This is a genomic window from Ensifer sp. 38_S197, from assembly GCF_056924495.1.
In genome coordinates, this window is sequence record NZ_JBXOVZ010000002.1 from 1,543,115 (window position 1) to 1,563,244 (window position 20,130).

The following is a 20,130-nucleotide window of genomic DNA, read 5'->3' on the forward strand; positions in this document are numbered from 1 at the left end:
CCCGCCACCGGGAAGGAAGGACAAAAGAGCTGGGGTGTTTCGTGGCTGAAAAGAAGGATGCGGTCATCATCGGCGCCGGTGCCGCGGGCATGATGTGCGCCATCGAGGCGGGCAAGCGCGGGCGCCGCGTGCTCGTGCTCGACCATGCCAAGGCGCCCGGCGAGAAGATCCGCATCTCCGGCGGTGGGCGCTGCAATTTTACCAACATCCATGCGGGGCCGAAGAACTTCCTTTCGGCAAATCCGCATTTCTCAAAGTCGGCACTGGCGCGATACACGCCGCGTGATTTCCTTGCATTGGTCGAAAGGCACGGCATCGCCTGGCACGAAAAGACGCTTGGCCAGCTCTTCTGTGACCATTCGGCCAAGGACATCATCAGGATGCTGCTCGCAGAAATGCGCGACGTGCACGCCGAGTTGCGGCTGGAGACAACGATCGAAAGCGTCGAACGCCATGGTGCGGGCTTCCGTGTCATGACCGGCGAGGGGCCCGTGGATGCGCAGTCGCTCGTCATTGCCAGCGGCGGCAAGTCGATCCCGAAGATGGGAGCGAGCGGGTTCGCCTATCGGATCGCCGAGCAGTTCGGGCTTGGCATCGTCGAAACGCGGCCGGGCCTCGTGCCGCTGACCCTCGATCCGGCGCAGCTCGAAACGATCGGCGAACTGTCGGGCGTCGCTGCCGACGCCGAAGCCCGCTGCGGCAAGACAGCCTTTCGCGAGGCGGTGCTGATCACCCACCGTGGCCTGAGCGGCCCGGCGATCCTGCAGATCTCGTCCTATTGGCGCGAAGGACTGGAGATCGTGCTGCGGCTGATGCCTGACATCGACATCGCTTCAATCCTCAAGGAAATCCGGCGCACCCACGGCAAGCAGGCGGTGCAGACGGCGCTCGGTGATATCCTGCCGCGCCGGCTTGCGCAGTTTTTCGTCGAAGGCGCGAAGCTGACCGGGCGCCAGCTGGCCGACCTCTCGGACAAGACGATCAACCAGCTTTCGTCCTCGATCCAGGCCTGGACGATCAAGCCCGCCGGTTCGGAAGGCTATCGTACCGCCGAAGTCACGCTCGGCGGCGTCGATACCAACGGGCTCGATTCCAGGACGATGCAGGCGAAGGCGGTGCCGGGGCTCTACTTCATCGGCGAGTGCGTCGATGTGACCGGCTGGCTCGGTGGCTACAATTTCCAATGGGCCTGGGCATCGGGCTTTGCCGCCGGGCAGGACGTGTGATCTCCCCGCTTTTGGCGGGCCGTGCTTCAGCGATTGTTAACGGATCTGGTCGAACCTTTGTTTTCGTCGGCACAGCCGGCGGTTGGTGAGATCGGATTGTCACATAAACGGAAATAACACTGTTTCCTATTTTTTGACTTTCCTCCACCACGGCATGGCTGCAATATATGTGTGACTGGCAAGCCGGTTCGTCCGGGTCGATGGTTGCCGGTCAATGTGACAAGGACAGGATGCCATGAACCAACCACGCCGCCGTCCCCGCGCCATAGCGATCGCCCGCACCGACGAAAGCCGTCAGCAGAAGGCCGCAATCACGCGCCTCGCACTGATCGCTTTTTTCGCCGTTGCCGCTCTCGCAGCTCTTCCGGCCCTTTGGTTCTGATCTCAGGCGACCGGCTTTAGACGGCCGGTTCCTCGGGCGCAGTTGAGGCGCCTCAGCGCTCCTTCGGATTTTCTGCCGCAGGCGATCGCGCTTATACAAATTTTAATCGTTCAAATTAAATAGTGCGACCAAGTGAGTTTCGTCAGGTTCGCGTTGCCTAGGAGCGGTGACGTGGATCCGCAATGATTGCCGACGGACTGACGGCGTTCGCCGTATGATTTTCCGAAAAACATCAGCCTGTTTTGCGCATCGGGTGGCTCTCGATCGTCCGCGCCTTCACGCCCAGTCGTTGAATGCGAAGACGTCTTGAGCGGCCGGGGAGGCGAATGCGAGCTGCGAGCCAAGGTGTTTTCCATGTTCATTGATAGAATTCTTGCCCGTTTCAAGATCCAGACGAAGGTGCTCTTTTTCATCCTTCCCTTCGTCGTCAGCATCTGTGCCGTCGGTATCACCGGCCTCTATGCGTCCGGCCTGCTACAGGGGCGCATGGAGATTTCGAACAGCGTGCTGCAGACATTGAGCGGCTTCAAGGATGTCTACGCGGGCATGAACGCCTTCCTGCATTCGACGACCGAGGAAACCAGGGAAGCCGTCCAGTCGAAGATTTCGGCCCAGAAGGACGTGCTTGCGGCGACGGCGGCCCAGGTTGCCGGTCAGAGCGGCCAGGACGAACTGACGGCCGCAATCGCCGCGACAAACGACATCGAGGCGCGCATCGACGGTCTCTGGAAGCTGCATGTCGGTGAGCAGGAACTGCGCACGGCGATGGCGGCGAACCTCGACGCGCTGCTGATTGAGCGCTCCAAGATCAATGAGGAGTCGAACCGGCTGCAATATGCCGTGCGGAAAAACGAAAACGCCGCAAAGACCATGCTGCGCGAAGCCGAGAAGCTGATGCGCGCCAGCCGCTTCTTCAACGAATTCGGCACCGAAGTCAGCAAGGCGATCTCCGTCGAGGACAAGCTGAAGGCGGTCAAGGAGCGCTTCCCGATGATCGGCCGCACCGAGCGCGACATTTTCCGCCTGCTGCCGAAGGACGAGAAGTCGCTGGCGGAAACGATCACCTCCGCCTCGAGCGAGATCGGCGCGCTGCTGAAGGCGCCGGCCGGCCCGGAGACGCTCGCCGGCATCTCCAAATATGTCGACCGTTTCCGCACCGCAAGCTTCCGCCTGGAGGCGGCATCGGTCGGCAAGATGCGTGACGCGACGCGGATCTTCGCCGAACTCGACGAGCAGATCGTCACGACGGAATCGGTGCTGACCGCGACCCGCCGGCTCGCCGGGTCGATCACGGACATCCAGATTTCCGCTGCCACCTTCATGGGCCAGACCAACGAAGAAAACCGCCAGAAGCTGCTCGATAAGTCGCTTGCCGTTCAGCAGAACATGGCAACGCTGCGTGGCGTTGCCAGCGACGGTGCTTCCTTCGACAAGATCGCCGATACGCTGATGCCGATCCTGACCGCGATGAAGAAGGATGCCGCAGCGCTCGTCGAGATCACCGTCAAGCGGACCGCCGATTTCGACGCCGCCGGTCAGTCGATCGACCAGATCTGGGGCGATCTCACCAGCTTTGCCGAGCGCCAGAAGGTCGCCGCCGGAACGGAACGCCAGGAAGCGAACCAGATCTCGGTGGCGGCAACCGTCGCCGGCGTCGTCATCGCGCTGCTTGCCGGCATTGCGCTGACGCTGACGCTGAAGAAGCCGATCGGCCAGATCACTGCTGCGATGCGTCGCCTCGCAGACGGCCGCCTCGACACAGCGATCGACGGCGATGCGCGCCGCGATGAAATCGGCGACATGGCGCGGGCACTTGGCGTGTTCAAGGAGAACGCGCTTTCCAAGGTCCGCATCGAGGCCGAGAGCGAAGAGCAGCGGACCCGCGCCGAAATCGAGCGCAGCCGTAACGACCAGGAAAAGCGCGAGCTCGATCGCCAGATCGATCTGGCCGTCAGCGAGCTGGCCGCCGGTCTCGGCCGCCTGGCGCAGGGCGATCTCTCGCGCCAGATCGAGGTTCCCTTCCACGGTCGTCTCGAACAGTTGCGCGAAGACTTCAACGGCTCGCTGATCCGCCTGCAGGACACGCTGTCGCAGATCCGCGCCAATGCGCAGGCGATCCAGGAAAGCGGCTCCAGCATGCACCATGCCGCGGACTCGCTGTCGAAGCGGACGGAAGCCCAGGCTGCATCGCTCGAAGAAACGGCGGCTGCTGTCGACCAGATCACCGCGACGGTTCGCTCGTCTGCCGAGCGTGCCGGGGAAGCCAACCATGCCGTGATCCAGACGAAGCGCAGCGCCGACAGTTCGGCGACCGTCGTCACCAACGCGATCGCCGCCATGGGACGCATCGAGGAGGCCTCGCGCCAGATCGAACAGATCATCGAGGTGATCGACGACATCGCCTTCCAGACCAATCTCCTGGCGCTGAACGCCGGGATTGAGGCCGCGCGTGCCGGGGAAGCAGGCAAGGGCTTTGCCGTTGTTGCCCAGGAAGTGCGTGAGCTGGCGCAGCGCTCGGCGGAAGCCGCGCGCGAGATCAAGGGCCTCATCAACAAATCGACTAACGAGGTCAATGCCGGCTCGCACCTGGTCAAGGAAACGGGCGAAGTGCTGGCATCGATCAGCGCGCAGATCGTCACCGTCAGCCAGCATGTCGAGATGATCGCAACCGCAAGCCGCGATCAGGCCGTAGCGCTTAACGAGGTCAACAGTTCGGTCAACCAGATGGACCAGATGACGCAGCAGAACGCTTCCATGGTCGAAGAGGCGACGGCGACGAGCCGGTCGCTCGCGCACCAGGCGGACACACTGATGATGCTCGTCGAGCAGTTCCGGCTGGAGCCGGAGGCGGACGATTACGGTTACCGGGCCGCCTGAGGCGGCCGGCAATCGAATTCGCCGACGGCGGACGTCCGCCTTCGGACGGAAGCACGGCAATCGGTATCGCCGTGCGATATAACAAGGGCAGGGGCTAACATTGCACCGCGTGGCCGCAGGGCTCCGCGGTGCTCTTTTTTTCGGCGCCGAGGCGTCTCCTGCGCTGCTCGACGATCTTGGCGGCCAAGGCGTCAAACATGCGCCGAAGAAGTCCCGGCGGCTTCGGATCGAAGTCTTCGTCCCAACGCCGGTTTTTCAGGGCCATGTCGGCGATATAGACCATTGCCATCATTTCCATGGTGATGCTCCTCGTTTGATGGGCATCACTCCTTTTATGCATCCAAAGCAGTTTTACATACAGCGGAAATCGGCCTATGTTTTTCAGAAATGAAAAACCTGGATTGGGACATCTACCGCTGTTTCATGAGCGTGGCGCGTACCGGCGGCCTTACCGGCGCCGCACGGGCGCTTGGTTCGAGCCCTGCCACGGTCGGGCGGCGGATGCTGGAGCTCGAGGAGCGGACGGGCCGCTCCCTGTTTCTGCGCAGCCAGACCGGTTACCAGCTCACCGGCGACGGCGAGCTCCTGTTCGAGCAGCTTCAGGAGATGGAGGCGGCGGCGCGTCGGGTCGAGAGCTGGCGGCGCGAGGGTGAAGGCGCGACCGTCCGCATCACCGTCGGCACCTGGATTGCCTGGCTGCTCGCGGAGAATTTTCCGGCGCTTTGCACGGAGAGGGATGGTTTCAGCCTGGCGATGACCGTCGGCGAGACGCGCGCCAGCCTCGCCTATCGCGAGACCGACATCGGCATCCGCGCATTCGAGCCCGAGGAAACCTATCTGGCGGCGAGCCCGGTCGGTGACGTCGCCTATGCCGCCTATCGCCAGAAGAACGCACCGGCGGCTGCCAACACCCGATGGGTGGCAGTGGGCGAAGAGGAGGCGATCTCGGCCTATCTTCGCTGGCCCCACCAACAGGCAGAAGGCAGGATTGTCGCGACCATCACACGGCCGCGTTCGCTCTTGGACCTCGCCCGGGCAGGCGCCGGTTGCGCTGTGCTTCCCTGCTTCGTCGGCGACCTCGAGCCCATGCTGGAGCGGGCAGGCGAGGAAATCCCCGCGCTGAGACACCGCCAATGGATCGTGATGAACAACGAGGACCGGCACCGAAAGGAAATCCGCACCGTGGTCGACCGCATGACGAAGCTGTTGCGCAGCCATGCCGACGTCTTTGCCGGAAAGAGGCCACGCCGCGGCTGAGCGCGCGTAGGGCCAGCTTGGTGCTGCAGGAATGCCAAATTGGATGACGGCGCCTTCGGTCAGCGCATCAGGAGCTTGACGAGGGCGGCCTGCGAATTGACCCGGGTCTTGGCATAGATGCTCTTGAGCTGCGTGCGGATCGTCTCGTAGCTGACGCCGTTGGCCTGCGACATCTCCTTCAGCGTCAGACCGGTGGCGACGCCGGACGCGATGCGGAGTTCGGCCGGCGTAAGGCCGTAGCTGTCTCTCAGGTGGTTGAGGCGCTGGTCGCAAACGAGCGAGGTCGCCGGCTCGATCAGCACGGCGACGGTGGGGCCATCGAGAAGTTCGGTAAAGATGTTCGCGCTCCGCCGGACCAGCGTGATCCGAAACGCGCCATCCTCTGCGGTCCTGACGAGGCGAACCTGCGGCTGAGCCGGAGTGCCGACCGGCGAGGCCAGAAGCTCGAGTGTCGCGTTGGTTTCCGGTTCGTCCATGACCAGGCGCCCGTTGATCGTGACGCGAAACGGAGAGCCCTTCGCCGCCATTTGTTCGGCGTTGTCGTTCATCGATCGGATGCGGAGATTGTCGCCGACATAGATGACGCCGACGCCGATCGTATCGAGCAGCGTCCGGCCTTCATGCTGTTCGGCCATCATCAGGTCGCGCCGGCGCAGGAAGTCGAAGGCACGCTTCAGATGGGGAGCAAGAAGGGTGTATTGATCGGCCGCCCGCCGGTTCAGCTCTTCGTCCGTCGATGACGTGCAGGTCGACACGAGCAATGTGCGCGTCGGACTGCGCACGATGGTCACGCCCACGGTGCTTTCGCAGCCGGTCTGGCCTTTCAGCCAGTCATTGTAGAATTCCGATTTCACCAGGTCCGCGCGCGAGACGATGTGTTCGCCGGCGAGACCGCGCCCTACCGGCACCAGCACCGACTTCGGTATCCAGGGATTGATCGCCGCGAAGTGGTTGTTGAACTGATCGATGGCATCCGGCGTAAAGCCGGAGACATAGGGCACGCATGCCGTCGGCGACGTGAGATCGTGGTAATGGAGCGCCGAGCGCCCGTCCGGCATTGTCGTCGTCAGCCGGTCAAGAAAGTCCTGCCAGCCACAGTCACCAAAGGCGGCGCCGTAGATGAGCTCCGTCAATTCGGCCGTATCGGCAGCTTTCGTCGATCGATACATGCTTGCCCCAACCTGAGATAGGCTGGGCTAATATAAGCCGCTGCGCGCCGTGCGATCAACTTGAAATGGCATATCGAAGAAGATGTTGAATCATGATTCGGTGCCGCAATGCCGAATGGCCGGCATTCTCGCCGGCCATTCCAATCTCTGGCAACGTCGCATCTGCGCCATGACATGTGCGGCTCTCAACCTGAAATTGCTGTCGCCACTCTGATTGCCGCCGCCGGCTGAAATGAAGCGGACGAAAGCAGGGCCATCGCAAGCGTCACCGCAACGAGTGTCATGGTCTGCCCTGAGTTACGATGACAGGGATCAGAAGATCGCCCCAATTGCCTTCACCGCCGTGGTGGCGGGCCGAGCGAACGAGCTCGACCGATACGCCGGCATCGACGGCCTTCATGACCGACTGGTTGAGGCGGTGCAGGTCGTTGGCAACCATGCGGATCGCTGCCTGCTGGTCCGGGGTCATCGCCGAAGACTGTTCCTCGGCCCGTTCCTTGACGCGTGTCTGGACTGTCATTGGACTTCTCCTTGAGGTTCGAGGCTATTGTGGGATGGGGGCAGCCCTCCCATTCCACTCTGATTTATGAGAAGCGGCAGGAGCGCAGCGGGCAGGGATTGCCGCGCTCCCGCCGGTCTTTCACTCTGCGGCCGGGCGGAACTGGTCGTGCTCGGTCAATTCCTTCATGGCGGTTGTCGAGGACTGGCCGCCGGTGATTGCCATCGAGACGGCGTCGAAATAGCCGGTGCCCACCTCGCGCTGGTGCTTCGTCGCGGTGTAGCCATTGGCTTCTGCCGCGAATTCCGCTTCCTGCAGCTCGGAATAGGCGGCCATCTGCCTTGCCTTGTAGCCGCGCGCCAGCTCGAACATGCCGAAGTTCAACTGATGGAAGCCGGCGAGCGTGATGAACTGGAACTTGTATCCCATCGCGCCGAGTTCCCGCTGGAACTTGGCGATCGTCGCGTCGTCGAGGTTCTTCTTCCAATTGAACGACGGCGAGCAATTGTAGGCGAGCAGCTTGCCCGGATGCGCCTTGTGCACGCCCTCGGCGAATTTGCGGGCCTGTTCCAGATCCGGCTTCGAGGTTTCGCACCAGATCAGGTCGCAATGCGGCGCATAGGCGACCGCGCGGGCGATGCAGGGCTCGAGGCCGTTCTTCACCTGGTAGAAGCCCTCGACCGTGCGGCCGGCGTCATAGTCGACGAATGGACGGTCGCGCTCGTCGATATCGGAGGTGAGCAGCTTTGCCGCCTCCGCATCGGTACGGGCGATGACCAGTGTCGGTGTACCCATGACGTCGGCGGCAAGCCGCGCGGCGTTCAGGTTGCGGATATGGGCCGCCGTCGGGATCAGCACCTTGCCGCCCAGGTGACCGCACTTCTTTTCCGAAGCGAGCTGGTCCTCGTAGTGGACGCCGGCAGCACCGGCTTCGATGAAGGCCTTCATGATCTCGAAGGCATTGAGCGGGCCGCCGAAGCCGGCTTCGGCGTCGGCGACGATCGGTGCGAACCAGGTATCGACCGAAAGGCCCTTGCCTTCGGAGGTCTCGATCTGGTCGGCGCGCTGCAGCGTGCGGTTGATGCGCTTGGCGAGTTCCGGCGCCGCATTGGCCGGATAGAGCGACTGGTCGGGATACATGGCCGAGGCGGTGTTTGCGTCGGCCGCGACCTGCCAGCCGGAGAGGTAGATCGCCTTCAGGCCGGCGCGGACCATCTGCATGGCCTGATTGCCGGAGAGTGCGCCGAGCGCATTGACGAAGTCTTCCTCGTGAATGAGTTTCCACAAGCGGTTCGCGCCCATTTCGGCCAGCGAATAGCGGATCTCGACCGACCCGCGCAGCCGCTTCACGGTCTCTGCGCTATAGGGGCGGTCGACGCCATCGAAGCGGCCTTGCGGTGCGCTCGGAACAAGCTTGTAAAAATCAGTCATTACATCCTCCTGTCAAAATCTCTCATCCATTCGACTTTCGTCGTACGGTGCTTCGTGTTTCGAGTTCATGTGACAGTTTTTACATTGCGCTGCGGCATTCGGCTATTGGAAACGATGAAATGGCGCGACCAAAAGGGTTATCTTGTCTTGCCTTTGACAGAAGTGCGAAGTAAATTTGTAAAAAGTGTAAAGCGTTATGTGCTTCGCGAGTTGTAAAGGTAGTTACAAATGGCCGAGAACAAGATCTTCGCCGGTCCTCGGGTCAGGCGTATTCGCAATGGCCTGTCGCTGACGCAGACGGCCATGGCCGAGGCACTCGGCATCTCGCCGTCCTACCTCAATCTGATCGAGCGCAATCAGCGGCCGCTGACGGTGCAACTGCTCCTGAAACTGGCCTCGGTCTACAAGGTCGATCTCGACGAACTGCAGGGAGAAACCGGCGGCAGTCTCGCACAGTTGCGCGAGGTTTTTGCCGATCCGCTGCTGTCAGCCGAGCTGCCGGGAGAGCAGGAACTGATCGAGGTGGCGGAGGCCGCTCCCAATGCCGCGGGCGGCGTCGTCAAGCTCTATCGCGCCTATCGCGAGCAGGCGGCGCGCCTCAAGGATCTTGCCGATCTGCTGGCGGGGCAGGGGCATATGGAGGCGCTTTCCGGCACGCGGCTGCCGATGGACGAGGTGCGCGAAACCTTCGAGGCGCGGCCCAACCACTTTGCTGCGATAGAGGCGGCGGCGGAGATCTTTCACGAGGCGCTGTCGCCCGGCGATGATCTCGTGGGCGCTCTGAAGAACTGGCTGAAGAAGGAACATGGCCTGGTCGTTCGCAGCCTGCCGGTGCATGCTATGCCCAATCTGCGCCGCCGTTTCGATCGGCATTCCATGCGCCTCTTCATCTCCGAGCGGCTGTCGCCCTACGACCAACTGCGCGAGATCGCCATGGAGGCGGTGTCGATCGCCTGCCACGAAGCGATCATCGCCGAACTCGAGCCTTTGCGTTTCTCGACCGCGGAGGCGCGCCGCATCGCCCGTTTCGAGCTTGCGCGCTATGGCGCGCATGCGCTGATGATGCCCTATGCCGCCTTCCTCGCCGCCGCGCAGCGGGCGAAATATGATATCGATATGTTGCGTGCCCGTTTCCAGGTCTCCTTCGAGCAGGCCGCCAATCGGCTGACCATGCTACAGCGACCCGGAGCACAAGGCGTGCCGTTCTTCCTGATGGAGATCGACAATGCCGGCCACCGCTTGCGGCGGGCCGGCGCAGCGGGCTTCCCGCAGGCGAAGTTCGGCGGCGGCTGTCCGAAGCTCAATATTCATGCCGCCTTTTCGGTGCCCGGGCAGGTTCTGGTCGATCGTGTCGAAATGCCGGATGGCGCTGCGTTTCTGACGGTGGCGCGCACGCTGGATGGCCCGCAGGCGGCGTTCCAGGAGCGGGTCAGGCGCACGGCCCTGCTTCTCGGTTGCGAGGCATCCTTCGCCGACGAGGTCGTCTACGCTTCGGCGCTGCCGCCGGCGGTCGCGGTTGGAGCTGCCTGCCGGCTCTGCGAGCGGCAGGGCTGTCTGGCACGCGCCGAACCGCCGGTCACGCGACCACTTGGGCTCGATGAGATGGCGACAGGGCTCAGCGTCTTCGATTTTCAGTAGCTGACGGGATGCTGGTTGGGCAGCAGCGGTGTATTCGGCGCGAAACATTCCGCCGGCAGCCCGGTGGTGTAGCCGCGGGTAATGTGCGCCTTGTCCGCATAGGCCTTGTTGCGCATCAGGATCGCGTGCAGTTCCGGCAGATTGTAGAAGGGCACGCCCGGATAGAGATGGTGCTCGAGGTGATAGTTGATGTTGTGGGGGGCGAAGAACAGCTTCTCCCAGGCATGCGGGTAGACGGTCCGTGAACTCGTCAACTCGTCGCCATAGTCCATGCTGCCGAAATGCTCGGCGACGCTGCGTATGTAAAGGAACAGGCAGAAGAAGGTGAGGAACGGCACGACCCAATAGAGCGCCACTTCCCGCCAGATGCCGAGCAGCGTGAAGACCGCTGCGGCGGCCACGTAGAAGCCGATGCGCAGCAGCTTGTATTGGAGCGTCGAGCGATCGTTCTTTCCCATCCGCTTGGCCATATGCAACATGTCGCGCAGCGAATTGACCGCGATGAGGTAGCCAAGCAACTGGGCGATGCCGCGCGTAAGTTTCTGCGGGAAGGTGAATTGTGGCATGCCGAGCTTCGCGGTCCAGTCCGGATCCGCGTCGGTATTGGCGTGCTGGTGGTGGGCGAGATGGTTCTGACGATAGCCGTCGACGGTTGCGAGCACCGGCCAGGCGAGCAGCAGGTCGCTCATCCCGTCGCTGAGTTTTCGGTTGCGGATGATTCGGTAATGCGCCGCCTCGTGGATCATGCAGCCGAGCGCATGCATGCGTCCAGCGATCAGCACCACGGCGATCAGATAGACGAGAGGATTGCCGGCATATTCGCTGACGGCGATCGCCGCTGCGATCATCGCCCAATCGAAAGCGATAGCGCCCAGCGCCTTCCGCGGCTCGAGCGCTGACAGGCGTTTCAACTCCCTGGGATCGATCCTGCGGCTTCGCCCACCCGGGGCGCTCTCGCCTATGATCTTCTCGCCCATCGCAATACCCAACCCTTGATGCACAACCGGCGGAAAATTCGCACGGCGATCATGGTTAATCAATTGTAAACATCGGTTCGTACATGTCGAGCATCCGACATGGTTAACTGCGGCAGGGAGTACCGGCAGGCTTAAGCGGCGGCACGGCGGTTCGTCATAAGTACCCGTTTTTCCTCGACTTGTGAAAAACACCGACTGGCGCGGAGCGGTCTTTTATCGCCACGAAAGCGCTTGAGGTTATCGAGAAACATGCCTAACCTCGCCGCCTGAGCGAAACGGATTGGATGGTGCCTTGGCATGCCGGGGCCCCGAAATGAAAACCAAGAGGGGAGTTGTATGTCCAAGCTCATCGTCACAACCCTGGCGGCAGCCGTACTGGCCGGTTCGACCATGCTGGCCTCGGCGCAGGAGCGCGTGGTCAACGTCTACAACTGGTCGGATTACATCGACAGCAGCATTCTGGAAGATTTCACCAAGGAGACCGGCATCAAGGTCGTCTATGACGTCTTCGATTCCAACGAGATCCTGGAGACGAAGCTGCTCGCCGGCGGCTCGGGCTACGATGTCGTCGTGCCGACGGCAACCTTCCTTCAGCGGCAGATCGCCGCCGGCGTGTTCCAGAAGCTCGACAAGTCGAAGCTGCCGAACCTTTCCAACATGTGGGACGTGATCATGGAGCGTACGGCGAAGTACGATCCGGGCAACGAATATGCTGTCGACTACATGTGGGGCACGACCGGCATCGGCTACAATGTCGACAAGATGAAAGAGATCCTGGGCACCGACGCGAAGCCCAACTGGGATGTCATCTTCAAGCCGGAACTGGCGGCGAAGTTCAAGGATTGCGGCATCCACATCCTCGATTCCCCGACCGACGTCATGCCTTCGGCACTCGCCTATCTCGGCCTCAATCCGGACAGCCACGATGCCGCCGATCTGGAAAAGGCGGCCGAGTTGCTCGCAAGCATCCGCCCCTATGTGCGCAAGTTCCATTCGTCGGAATACATCAACGCGCTCGCCAACGGCGACATCTGCCTGGCCGTCGGGTTCTCCGGCGACGTCTTCCAGGCGCGCGACCGTGCGGCGGAAGCAAAGGCCGGCGTGACGGTCGACTACGCGATCCCGTCGCAGGGCGCGCAGATGTGGTTCGACATGTTCGCGATCCCCGCCGATGCGCAGCACGTCGAGGAAGCCCATGCCTTTCTCAACTACATGATGAAGCCGGAGGTGGTTGCCAAGGCATCGAATTATGTCTTCTACGCCAATGGCAACAAGGCATCGCAGCAGTTCCTCGACAAGGCCGTTCTCGAAGACACCGCCATCTATCCGTCGGACGAGGTGATGCAGAAACTGTTCACGGTGACGCCCTTCGAGGCGAAAGAACAGAGGGTATTGACCCGACTCTGGACAAAGGTCGTAACCGGCCAGTAAGAGCGGAGAACGAATTGCCCGGACCTCAAGATCCGGGCAATTTTCTTAATGGGCGCCGGGGAAAACGAGAGCGCCCGATCGGCTGTATCATTCGGGGATTGATGATGAAGTCTCTCGGCAGTATCCGGCGGTCCTTTGCCCCCTGGGCGGATCCCGCTTCCAAGCCATTCATTTCCGTGAAGAACGTGACAAAGCGGTTCGGCGACTTCACCGCCGTCGACGACCTCTCGCTGGACATCTACACACGCGAGTTCTTTGCGCTCCTCGGCGCTTCCGGCTGCGGAAAGTCGACGCTCTTGCGCATGCTCGCCGGTTTCGAACAGCCGACCTCAGGCGAGATCATTCTCGACGGGCAAAGCCTCGCCGGCATTCCGCCCTACCGGCGGCCTGTCAACATGATGTTCCAGTCCTATGCGCTCTTTCCGCACATGACGGTCGAGAACAACATCGCCTTCGGCCTGAAACAAGACGGCATGCCGAAAGCGGATATCGCCGCGCGCGTGGCGCAGATGCTGAAGCTGGTGAAGCTCGAAAAATTCTCCCAGCGCAAACCACATCAGCTTTCCGGTGGCCAGCGTCAGCGCGTCGCGCTCGCGCGCTCGCTCGCCAAGCGGCCGAAAGTGCTGCTGCTCGACGAGCCGCTCGGCGCGCTCGACAAGAAGCTGCGCGAGGAAACCCAGTTCGAACTGATGGATCTGCAGCAGGAACTTGGCCTCACCTTCGTCGTCGTGACGCACGACCAGGAGGAGGCGATGACCATGGCTGATCGCATCGCGGTCATGAGCCACGGCAAGGTCATCCAGGTCGCGACCCCGGCCGAGATTTACGAGGCGCCGAATTCCCGTTTCGTTGCGGACTTCATCGGCGACGTCAACATTTTCGAGGGAGCGGTTTCTGGAGCCGAGGGCGGCTATGTGCGGCTCGAAGGCGCCAATGGCTTTCCCATCCGCATGGCGTCCCCCGAAAGACCGGCGACCGGCACCAGGTCCGCGGTCGCCGTCCGTCCGGAAAAGATCCGCGTCAGCCGGCAGCCGCCGGCAAATGCGCCCGTCAACGCCGTCCAGGGCGAGATCTGGGATATCGGCTATCTTGGCGACATGACCGTCTTTCACGTACGTCTGAAGGATGGACGGGTGATCAAGGCGTCGTCGCTGAACGCGGTGCGTGCGGTCGAGGACCCGCTCGGCTATGATCAGGAAGTCTGGGTTTCCTTCGGCGAAGACGCCGGCGTCGTTCTGAAGGATTGAGACCATGACACGCGTCGCATCCGCTCTCTTCAGCCGCCTTGTCATCATCATCCCCTATGCCTGGCTGCTCTTCTTCTTCCTCATCCCCTTCTTCATCGTCTTCCGTATCTCGCTGTCGCAGACGGCCGTGGCGATGCCGCCCTATACGCCGGTTTTCGACCTCTTCGGCGGCCTGTCGGGCATTGTCGAGAAGGCGCGGGAATTCAATTTCGACAATTACGTCTGGCTCACCGAAGACGTTCTCTACTTCAACGCCTATGTGTCGAGCGTCATCATCGCGGCGGTTTCGACGGTCCTGACGCTGCTGATCGCCTATCCGATCGCCTACGGCATGGCGAAGGCGCCGAAGACCGTCCGCCCGACGCTGCTGATGCTGGTGATCCTGCCGTTCTGGACGAGCTTCCTGATCCGCGTCTATGCGTGGATCGCGATCCTGAAGCCCGAGGGCCTGCTCAACCAGTTCCTCCTGGCGACCGGCGTGATCGACCAGCCCTTGATCATTCTCAACACCAACTGGGCGATCTACATCGGCATCGTCTATTCCTATCTGCCCTTCATGGTGCTGCCGATCTATTCCTCGCTGGAGAAGATGGACCACACGCTGACGGAGGCCGCGCTCGACCTCGGCTGCACGCCGTTCACCGCTTTCTGGCGCGTGACTTTCCCGCTGTCGCTGGCGGGTGTGGTTGCCGGCTGCCTGCTCGTCTTCATTCCGGCCGTTGGCGAATTCGTCATCCCCGATCTGCTCGGCGGCTCGGAAACGCTGATGATCGGCAAGACGCTCTGGAACGAGTTCAACGCCAACCGCGACTGGCCGGTATCCTCCGCCGTAGCGACGATCCTGCTTCTGATCCTGGTACTGCCGATCGTCTACTTCCAGAACGCGCAGGCGAAAGCCGACAGCGAGGGGAGGTAGGACATGGGCACCTGGTCACGCTTCAACATTGCCTCGATCGTGCTCGGCTTCGGCTTTCTGTACCTGCCGATCGTGCTTCTGGTGATCTTCTCCTTCAACGAGTCGAAACTCGTCACGGTGTGGGCCGGGTTTTCGATCAAATGGTATGCGCAGCTCTGGCACAATCAGGCGCTGCTCGATGCCGCCTGGGTGACGATCCGCGTCGCGTTGATCTCTGCGACTTGTGCAACCGTGCTGGGAACGCTCGCGGCACTGGCGCTCGTTCGCTACACGCGTTTTCGCGGCCGCATGCTGTTCTCCGGCATGGTCTATGCGCCGCTCGTCATGCCCGAGGTGATCACCGGCCTGTCGCTCCTGCTGCTCTTCGTCGCCATCGGCCTCGATCGCGGCTTCTGGACGATCACGCTGGCGCATATCACCTTCACCATGTGCTTCGTTGCCGTAGTCGTGCAGTCCCGCTTGCTCAGCTTCGACCGGTCGATCGAAGAGGCGGCGCTCGATCTCGGCGCTACTCCTGTCAGGACCTTCTTTGCGATCACGCTGCCGGTTATCGCGCCGGCGGTGTTTTCCGGCTGGGTGCTGGCCTTCACGCTGTCGCTGGATGATCTCGTGATTTCGAGCTTCACCACGGGACCGGGCGCCACGACGCTGCCGATGAAGATCTACAGCCAGGTGCGGCTCGGCGTGACGCCGGAAATCAACGCGATCTGCACCATCCTCATCGGTGTCGTGGCGATCGGAGTGGTCGTTGCTTCCATCGTTACCAAGCAGCGCGAGGCGCAGCGCGAGCGAGACGAGCGGGCTGCCTTTGCCCAATCCTGAGCGGGAGCAGCCCCGCGCTTAGCGTGGGCGGCTTTTGTCGCTGTGAACTGTAAGCCAACGGCCGGTGTTTCTGACGCCGGCCGTTTTCAATTGGGCTCGCCAAGGACCGACAGGGGCGAGATCACTGCATTTGGCCAGGAACCGCCGACGAAGAAGCGCAGCCTTTGTCCGGCGTTGAGCGCGTCGATGAAGGTGCCGGCGAGCGCCAGGCTGCCGGTGCGATAGGGAATGACGCCATTGACCGAGAGACTGCCGGCTTGGCCGGTGAAAAGCGCCTGGTTCAGCCGCGCCGACCCCTGGCCGAAGCTCGCTTCGATGTCGGCGGTCTGGAAGGCGAAGCTGCCATCGCTGGCCTGAGCCAGCGAGAAGAACTCTCCCGCCCTGACAAGGTTCGCGAAGGCGTTTGCGTCGAAGCCGGAGAGGCTGCCGTTGGCGAGCGAGAGCCTGATGCTGCCCGAGGCTTCGGCCGCCTGCTCGGTCCAGAACGGATGCTCGGTCACAAGGTCGAAGTTGACGTTTCCTCGGCCGGTCGGGATCGGGCCTGTAAACCCGAAATCCGCTAGCACTGCGGCGAGGTCGGCATTCTTCAGGACCAGTTCGAGCTTGCCGCCCTTTGCCAATCCCGCTTCCGAGACGGCGATCCGGCCGCTGAGCCGACCATTGGCATAGGTGCTGTCGGCGATGTCGACGGAAGCGCGCCCGTGATCGATGATCACGCCGGCGGCCACATCCGTCAGCCGCAGAGGGCCGATCGATGCCTCCTGCGCCGATAGGCGGAGGTCGGCGCGCCAGGTCCGCGCGAAAGCGTCGCGGAGCTGCTTGGTGACATCGTCAGGCTCTACCGGCAATTGATCGATGAGTGGCTGCAGGCCGTTGAGGCCGATATGGTCGAACGCGAGCGTACCCTCTATGCGGGGCGTATCGTTGGCCGGTATGGAGACGTCGAGGACACCGGTCGCATTGGCGCCGCCCAGAGCAAGCTGCAGATCGTCGAACTTCAGGGAGCGATCGCCTGTCGTGACATTGGCGCTGAGGTTGAGGCTGCTGTCGGGCAGGGCGCGGCCAGCCTTGCCCTGATACCAGGCTGCCAGCGCTTGCAGAGATGCCGTCGAAAGCTGGAGCCGACCCGAACTGATCGGCGTCTGCGAGAGACTGCCGGTGCCTTCGAAAGAGAGGTTCAATGGAGTTGAGCTCAGCGATGTCCTGAGCGTCGTGTTGCGACCGGCGAGCAGGGCCAGCGGCTCGTTGCAGTCGAGCGTCCAGGTCACCAGCTGTCCGCCAAGGCTGCCCGAGAACTCGGCGCCCAGAGGCTCGGTGAAGGAGGGCCACTTGACCGTTCCGGCGATGCTGGAAAATTCCCGGGTCTGGTTGGTGATGAGGTCGATGACCTGCAGGCGCCCGTTTTCGACCGTGACGTCACCAAAGGGCGTATCGTCGCTGGAGGTCGGCCTTTCCGGCGCAGTCAACCAGTGTGGGGGTTGCCAGTTGAGCGTGCCATCCGTTCGTCTCTCCAGCGTGACGACCGGCTCGATCAAGTGGATGTCCTCGAGTTCCGGATCGCCGTCGATGGCCGAGAGCAGACTGAAGGAAGCGGTTATGCTGCCGATATTCGCGAGCTTGCGCGATGTGCCGTCTGCCGTCTCGATGGTCGCGGAGCGGAGCGTGAGGGTCGGTTCCGGCCAGAAGCTGATCTCGGGATTGCCTGTTATCCGGCTCTTCCCGCCGGACCAGGCGTCGAGCATGTGCTCCACCCTTGGGCGCACATCGGCGGTGGAAATCAGCAGAGGCAGCGCGGCATTGTAGGCGGCAGCAAGCCCCACTCCGATCGCCGCTGCCCATAGGAAGTGGCGACGACGGAACCGCGACCGCAGGCGTGCGTCGCGCATCATATGCAGGAATTTCCGTGTCATGTCCGCCTGGTCGCCGTCGCTTGGGTCACGCATGTTGGATAGGCCTTCGGCCCTCAGAAATCAAATGCGGCGGACAGGAAACAGACAGGTAAATGTCGCCGGCGCGATGCCGAGGCGATTGCGGGCACTGTTTATTTTGCGATGCAGCATGGTATAGAGAGCCTGGAGCAGGAGTGGAGGAAAAGCATGCAAGCAGAGCAGCCGTTGTGGGTTCCCGGTCCCGAGATCCGTGCGCATAGCCCCATGGCCGAATTCATCGCCTGGTGCAGCGAACGCTTCGGCAGGACCTTTGCGGATTATGACGCGTTCCATGCATGGTCGGTGGCCGAGCGTGGCGATTTCTGGACCGCAGTCTGGGAGCATTGCAACGTCATCGGCGAGCGCGGCACGACCGCCCTCGTGAATGGCGAGCGGATGCTCGATGCCCGCTTCTTCCCTGAAGCGAAGCTGAACTTCGCCGAGAACCTGCTTCGCGAAACCGGCGATGGCGATGCGCTTGTGTTCCGCGGTGAGGACAAGGTCGACTACCGCCTGTCGTGGAACGAGCTGCGGGCCTTGGTGTCGCGACTGCAGCAGGCGCTGAAAGCGCAAGGGATTGGCCCGGGCGATCGCGTCGCGGCGATGATGCCGAACATGCCGGAAACCATCGCGCTGATGCTGGCGACCGCTTCGATCGGAGCGATCTGGTCCTCCTGCTCTCCCGATTTCGGCGAGCAGGGCGTTCTCGATCGGTTTGGCCAGATCGCGCCGAAGCTGTTCGTCGCCTGCGATGGCTATTGGTACAACGGCAAGCGCCAGGACGTCGACGCGAAGGTGCGCGCGGTCTCGGCAAGCCTTGCCGTGCCGGCATTGATCGTACCCTACGCCGGCGACAGCACGGCGCTCGCCACCTCGATCGCGGGCGCTGCGACGCTCGGAGATTTCATCGCGCCCTTCAAGGCGAAGGCCCTGACGTTCGAACGGCTGCCCTTCGGCCATCCGCTCTACGTGCTGTTTTCGTCGGGCACGACGGGTGTTCCGAAGTGCATCGTGCATTCCGCCGGCGGCACCTTGCTGCAGCATCTGAAGGAACACCGTTTCCACTGCGGCCTTCGCCGCGGCGAAAAGCTCTTCTACTTCACCACCTGCGGCTGGATGATGTGGAACTGGCTGGCCTCGGGCTTGGCGGTCGGCGCCACGCTTTGTCTCTTCGACGGCTCGCCCTTCTACCCCGACGGCAACGTGCTCTTCGACTATGCCGCGGCCGAGAAGTTCGCGGTGTTCGGCACTTCGGCCAAGTACATCGATGCGGTCCGCAAGGGCGGTTTCGTGCCGGCCAAGACCCATGACCTCTCGACCCTGAGGCTGCTCACCTCCACCGGTTCGCCCTTGTCGCCGGAAGGCTTCTCCTTCGTCTACGAAGGGATCAAGGCGGACGTCCAGCTCGCTTCGATATCCGGCGGCACGGATATCGTCTCCTGCTTTGTGCTCGGCAATCCCCTGAAGCCGGTCTGGCGCGGCGAGATCCAGGGGCCGGGCCTCGGATTGGCCGTCGATGTCTGGAACGACGAGGGGCAGTCCGTGCGCGGCGAAAAGGGCGAGCTCGTCTGCACCAAGGCGTTCCCGTCGATGCCGGTGATGTTCTGGAACGATCCGGAAGGCGCCAAGTATCGCGCCGCCTATTTCGAGCGCTTCGACAACGTCTGGTGCCATGGCGACTTTGCCGAATGGACCGAACACGGCGGCATCATCATTCACGGCCGCTCCGACGCGACGTTGAACCCGGGCGGTGTGCGCATCGGCACCGCGGAGATCTACAATCAGGTCGAGCAGATGGAGGAGGTCGTCGAGGCGCTCTGCATCGGGCAGGATTGGGAAGACGACGTTCGCGTCGTTCTGTTCGTCCGCCTCGCATCCGGGATCACGCTCACCGACGATCTGACCAAGGCGATCAAGAACCGCATCCGCGTCGGCGCGTCGCCGCGCCACGTGCCGGCGAAGGTGATCGCGGTCACCGACATCCCCCGCACCAAGTCGGGCAAGATCGTCGAGCTTGCCGTTCGCGATGTCGTGCATGGCCGTCCGGTGAAGAACAAGGAGGCGCTCGCCAACCCCGAGGCGCTCGATCTTTTTGCCGGTCTCGAGGCCCTTAAGAATTGAGGGCGCGTTAACTTGTTGGCGCTCCCCGAATTAACCAAGCCTTCAGACTTGCTGAAAAATCACTAAAATTGCGGAGTCGCCTGGTAAGGTCTTGTTAAGAATTTGGGGCGCATTGTCATGTCAACTTGGGGCCGGTCGATGTAGGTCGGCGTTCGGCAGCGATGCCGCCGCAGACATGATGTCATCCCTTCTCGAGCACTTGTTGATTT

Annotated in this window: 16 protein-coding genes; 10 read left to right on the forward strand and 6 right to left on the reverse strand. The window is 62.3% G+C overall.

The annotated features are described in order from the left end of the window. Positions 1-41: 41 nt before the first annotated feature. The 3 genes from AC1Z3V_RS20565 (at position 42) to AC1Z3V_RS20575 (ending at position 4,485) form a co-directional block, all read left to right on the forward strand. The gene (locus tag AC1Z3V_RS20565; protein ID WP_483501385.1) at positions 42-1,226 is read left to right on the forward strand and encodes a BaiN/RdsA family NAD(P)/FAD-dependent oxidoreductase; all 1,185 of its coding nucleotides are present in this window, start codon (positions 42-44) and stop codon (positions 1,224-1,226) included. 235 nt (positions 1,227-1,461) lie between these two features. Continuing rightward, positions 1,462-1,608: a hypothetical protein gene (locus tag AC1Z3V_RS20570; protein WP_429812434.1), complete on the forward strand. Its 147-nt coding sequence runs from the start codon at positions 1,462-1,464 to the stop codon at positions 1,606-1,608. A 354-nt stretch (positions 1,609-1,962) separates the two neighbouring features. Beyond that, the gene (locus AC1Z3V_RS20575; protein WP_483501387.1) at positions 1,963-4,485 is read left to right on the forward strand and encodes a methyl-accepting chemotaxis protein; all 2,523 of its coding nucleotides are present in this window, start codon (positions 1,963-1,965) and stop codon (positions 4,483-4,485) included. Between the two features lie 94 nt (positions 4,486-4,579). On the opposite strand, the gene AC1Z3V_RS20580 is transcribed toward AC1Z3V_RS20575, so the two are convergent. Beyond that, positions 4,580-4,768, reverse strand: coding sequence for a hypothetical protein (locus AC1Z3V_RS20580; protein ID WP_483501389.1), 189 nt, complete (start codon positions 4,766-4,768; stop codon positions 4,580-4,582). 104 nt (positions 4,769-4,872) lie between these two features. Between AC1Z3V_RS20580 and AC1Z3V_RS20585 the strand changes: the two genes are divergently transcribed. Continuing rightward, on the forward strand, positions 4,873-5,742 hold the full coding sequence (locus tag AC1Z3V_RS20585; RefSeq protein ID WP_483501391.1) for a LysR family transcriptional regulator: 870 nt from the start codon (positions 4,873-4,875) through the stop codon (positions 5,740-5,742). A 59-nt stretch (positions 5,743-5,801) separates the two neighbouring features. Here AC1Z3V_RS20585 and AC1Z3V_RS20590 read toward each other — a convergent pair whose 3' ends face one another. The 3 genes from AC1Z3V_RS20590 to aceA all read right to left on the reverse strand — a co-directional run bounded on the left by AC1Z3V_RS20590 (position 5,802) and on the right by aceA (position 8,841). Then, complete coding sequence (locus AC1Z3V_RS20590) at positions 5,802-6,911, reverse strand: helix-turn-helix transcriptional regulator (RefSeq protein WP_483501393.1); 1,110 nt, start codon at positions 6,909-6,911, stop codon at positions 5,802-5,804. A gap of 280 nt (positions 6,912-7,191) precedes the next feature. After that, positions 7,192-7,431 carry an SMc00767 family acetate metabolism repressor gene (locus AC1Z3V_RS20595; RefSeq protein ID WP_034800815.1) on the reverse strand — a complete coding sequence of 80 codons (240 nt, stop codon included), beginning with the start codon at positions 7,429-7,431 and terminating at the stop codon, positions 7,192-7,194. A 120-nt stretch (positions 7,432-7,551) separates the two neighbouring features. Then, positions 7,552-8,841, reverse strand: a complete 1,290-nt coding sequence (gene aceA, locus AC1Z3V_RS20600; RefSeq protein WP_483501396.1) for an isocitrate lyase — start codon at positions 8,839-8,841, stop codon at positions 7,552-7,554. A 228-nt stretch (positions 8,842-9,069) separates the two neighbouring features. Between aceA and AC1Z3V_RS20605 the strand changes: the two genes are divergently transcribed. Further along, positions 9,070-10,479, forward strand: a complete 1,410-nt coding sequence (locus tag AC1Z3V_RS20605; RefSeq protein WP_483501398.1) for a helix-turn-helix domain-containing protein — start codon at positions 9,070-9,072, stop codon at positions 10,477-10,479. Here AC1Z3V_RS20605 and AC1Z3V_RS20610 read toward each other — a convergent pair. Further along, positions 10,473-11,456: a fatty acid desaturase family protein gene (locus AC1Z3V_RS20610; protein ID WP_483501400.1), complete on the reverse strand. Its 984-nt coding sequence runs from the start codon at positions 11,454-11,456 to the stop codon at positions 10,473-10,475. The genes AC1Z3V_RS20605 and AC1Z3V_RS20610 overlap by 7 nt on opposite strands. A 336-nt stretch (positions 11,457-11,792) precedes the next feature. On the opposite strand from AC1Z3V_RS20610, the gene AC1Z3V_RS20615 reads away from it, so the two are divergent. The 4 genes from AC1Z3V_RS20615 to AC1Z3V_RS20630 all read left to right on the forward strand — a co-directional run bounded on the left by AC1Z3V_RS20615 (position 11,793) and on the right by AC1Z3V_RS20630 (position 15,872). After that, entirely contained in the window at positions 11,793-12,887 is a 1,095-nt protein-coding gene (locus AC1Z3V_RS20615; protein ID WP_429812415.1) for a polyamine ABC transporter substrate-binding protein, read from the forward strand. 104 nt (positions 12,888-12,991) lie between these two features. Continuing rightward, on the forward strand, positions 12,992-14,134 hold the full coding sequence (locus tag AC1Z3V_RS20620) for an ABC transporter ATP-binding protein (RefSeq protein WP_483504122.1): 1,143 nt from the start codon (positions 12,992-12,994) through the stop codon (positions 14,132-14,134). 4 nt (positions 14,135-14,138) lie between these two features. After that, on the forward strand, positions 14,139-15,050 hold the full coding sequence (locus AC1Z3V_RS20625) for an ABC transporter permease subunit (RefSeq protein ID WP_429812410.1): 912 nt from the start codon (positions 14,139-14,141) through the stop codon (positions 15,048-15,050). Between the two features lie 3 nt (positions 15,051-15,053). Next, on the forward strand, positions 15,054-15,872 hold the full coding sequence (locus tag AC1Z3V_RS20630; protein ID WP_429812408.1) for an ABC transporter permease subunit: 819 nt from the start codon (positions 15,054-15,056) through the stop codon (positions 15,870-15,872). A gap of 86 nt (positions 15,873-15,958) precedes the next feature. On the opposite strand, the gene AC1Z3V_RS20635 is transcribed toward AC1Z3V_RS20630, so the two are convergent. Then, positions 15,959-17,782, reverse strand: a complete 1,824-nt coding sequence (locus tag AC1Z3V_RS20635; RefSeq protein ID WP_483504123.1) for an AsmA family protein — start codon at positions 17,780-17,782, stop codon at positions 15,959-15,961. 186 nt (positions 17,783-17,968) lie between these two features. Here AC1Z3V_RS20635 and AC1Z3V_RS20640 point away from each other — a divergent pair, with 186 nt between their 5' ends. Continuing rightward, entirely contained in the window at positions 17,969-19,921 is a 1,953-nt protein-coding gene (locus tag AC1Z3V_RS20640; RefSeq protein ID WP_483501403.1) for an acetoacetate--CoA ligase, read from the forward strand. The last annotated feature ends 209 nt before the right edge of the window (positions 19,922-20,130 follow it).

Coding starts and splice junctions, on each gene's coding strand:
- AC1Z3V_RS20570 (WP_429812434.1), top strand. CDS start 1,462: ATGAACCAACCACGCCGCCGTCCCCGCGCCATAGCGATCGCCCGCACC.
- AC1Z3V_RS20575 (WP_483501387.1), top strand. CDS start 1,963: ATGTTCATTGATAGAATTCTTGCCCGTTTCAAGATCCAGACGAAGGTG.
- AC1Z3V_RS20580 (WP_483501389.1), bottom strand. CDS start 4,768: ATGGTCTATATCGCCGACATGGCCCTGAAAAACCGGCGTTGGGACGAA.
- AC1Z3V_RS20585 (WP_483501391.1), top strand. CDS start 4,873: ATGAAAAACCTGGATTGGGACATCTACCGCTGTTTCATGAGCGTGGCG.
- AC1Z3V_RS20590 (WP_483501393.1), bottom strand. CDS start 6,911: ATGTATCGATCGACGAAAGCTGCCGATACGGCCGAATTGACGGAGCTC.
- AC1Z3V_RS20595 (WP_034800815.1), bottom strand. CDS start 7,431: ATGACAGTCCAGACACGCGTCAAGGAACGGGCCGAGGAACAGTCTTCG.
- aceA (WP_483501396.1), bottom strand. CDS start 8,841: ATGACTGATTTTTACAAGCTTGTTCCGAGCGCACCGCAAGGCCGCTTC.
- AC1Z3V_RS20605 (WP_483501398.1), top strand. CDS start 9,070: ATGGCCGAGAACAAGATCTTCGCCGGTCCTCGGGTCAGGCGTATTCGC.
- AC1Z3V_RS20610 (WP_483501400.1), bottom strand. CDS start 11,456: ATGGGCGAGAAGATCATAGGCGAGAGCGCCCCGGGTGGGCGAAGCCGC.
- AC1Z3V_RS20615 (WP_429812415.1), top strand. CDS start 11,793: ATGTCCAAGCTCATCGTCACAACCCTGGCGGCAGCCGTACTGGCCGGT.
- AC1Z3V_RS20620 (WP_483504122.1), top strand. CDS start 12,992: ATGAAGTCTCTCGGCAGTATCCGGCGGTCCTTTGCCCCCTGGGCGGAT.
- AC1Z3V_RS20625 (WP_429812410.1), top strand. CDS start 14,139: ATGACACGCGTCGCATCCGCTCTCTTCAGCCGCCTTGTCATCATCATC.
- AC1Z3V_RS20630 (WP_429812408.1), top strand. CDS start 15,054: ATGGGCACCTGGTCACGCTTCAACATTGCCTCGATCGTGCTCGGCTTC.
- AC1Z3V_RS20635 (WP_483504123.1), bottom strand. CDS start 17,782: ATGACACGGAAATTCCTGCATATGATGCGCGACGCACGCCTGCGGTCG.
- AC1Z3V_RS20640 (WP_483501403.1), top strand. CDS start 17,969: ATGCAAGCAGAGCAGCCGTTGTGGGTTCCCGGTCCCGAGATCCGTGCG.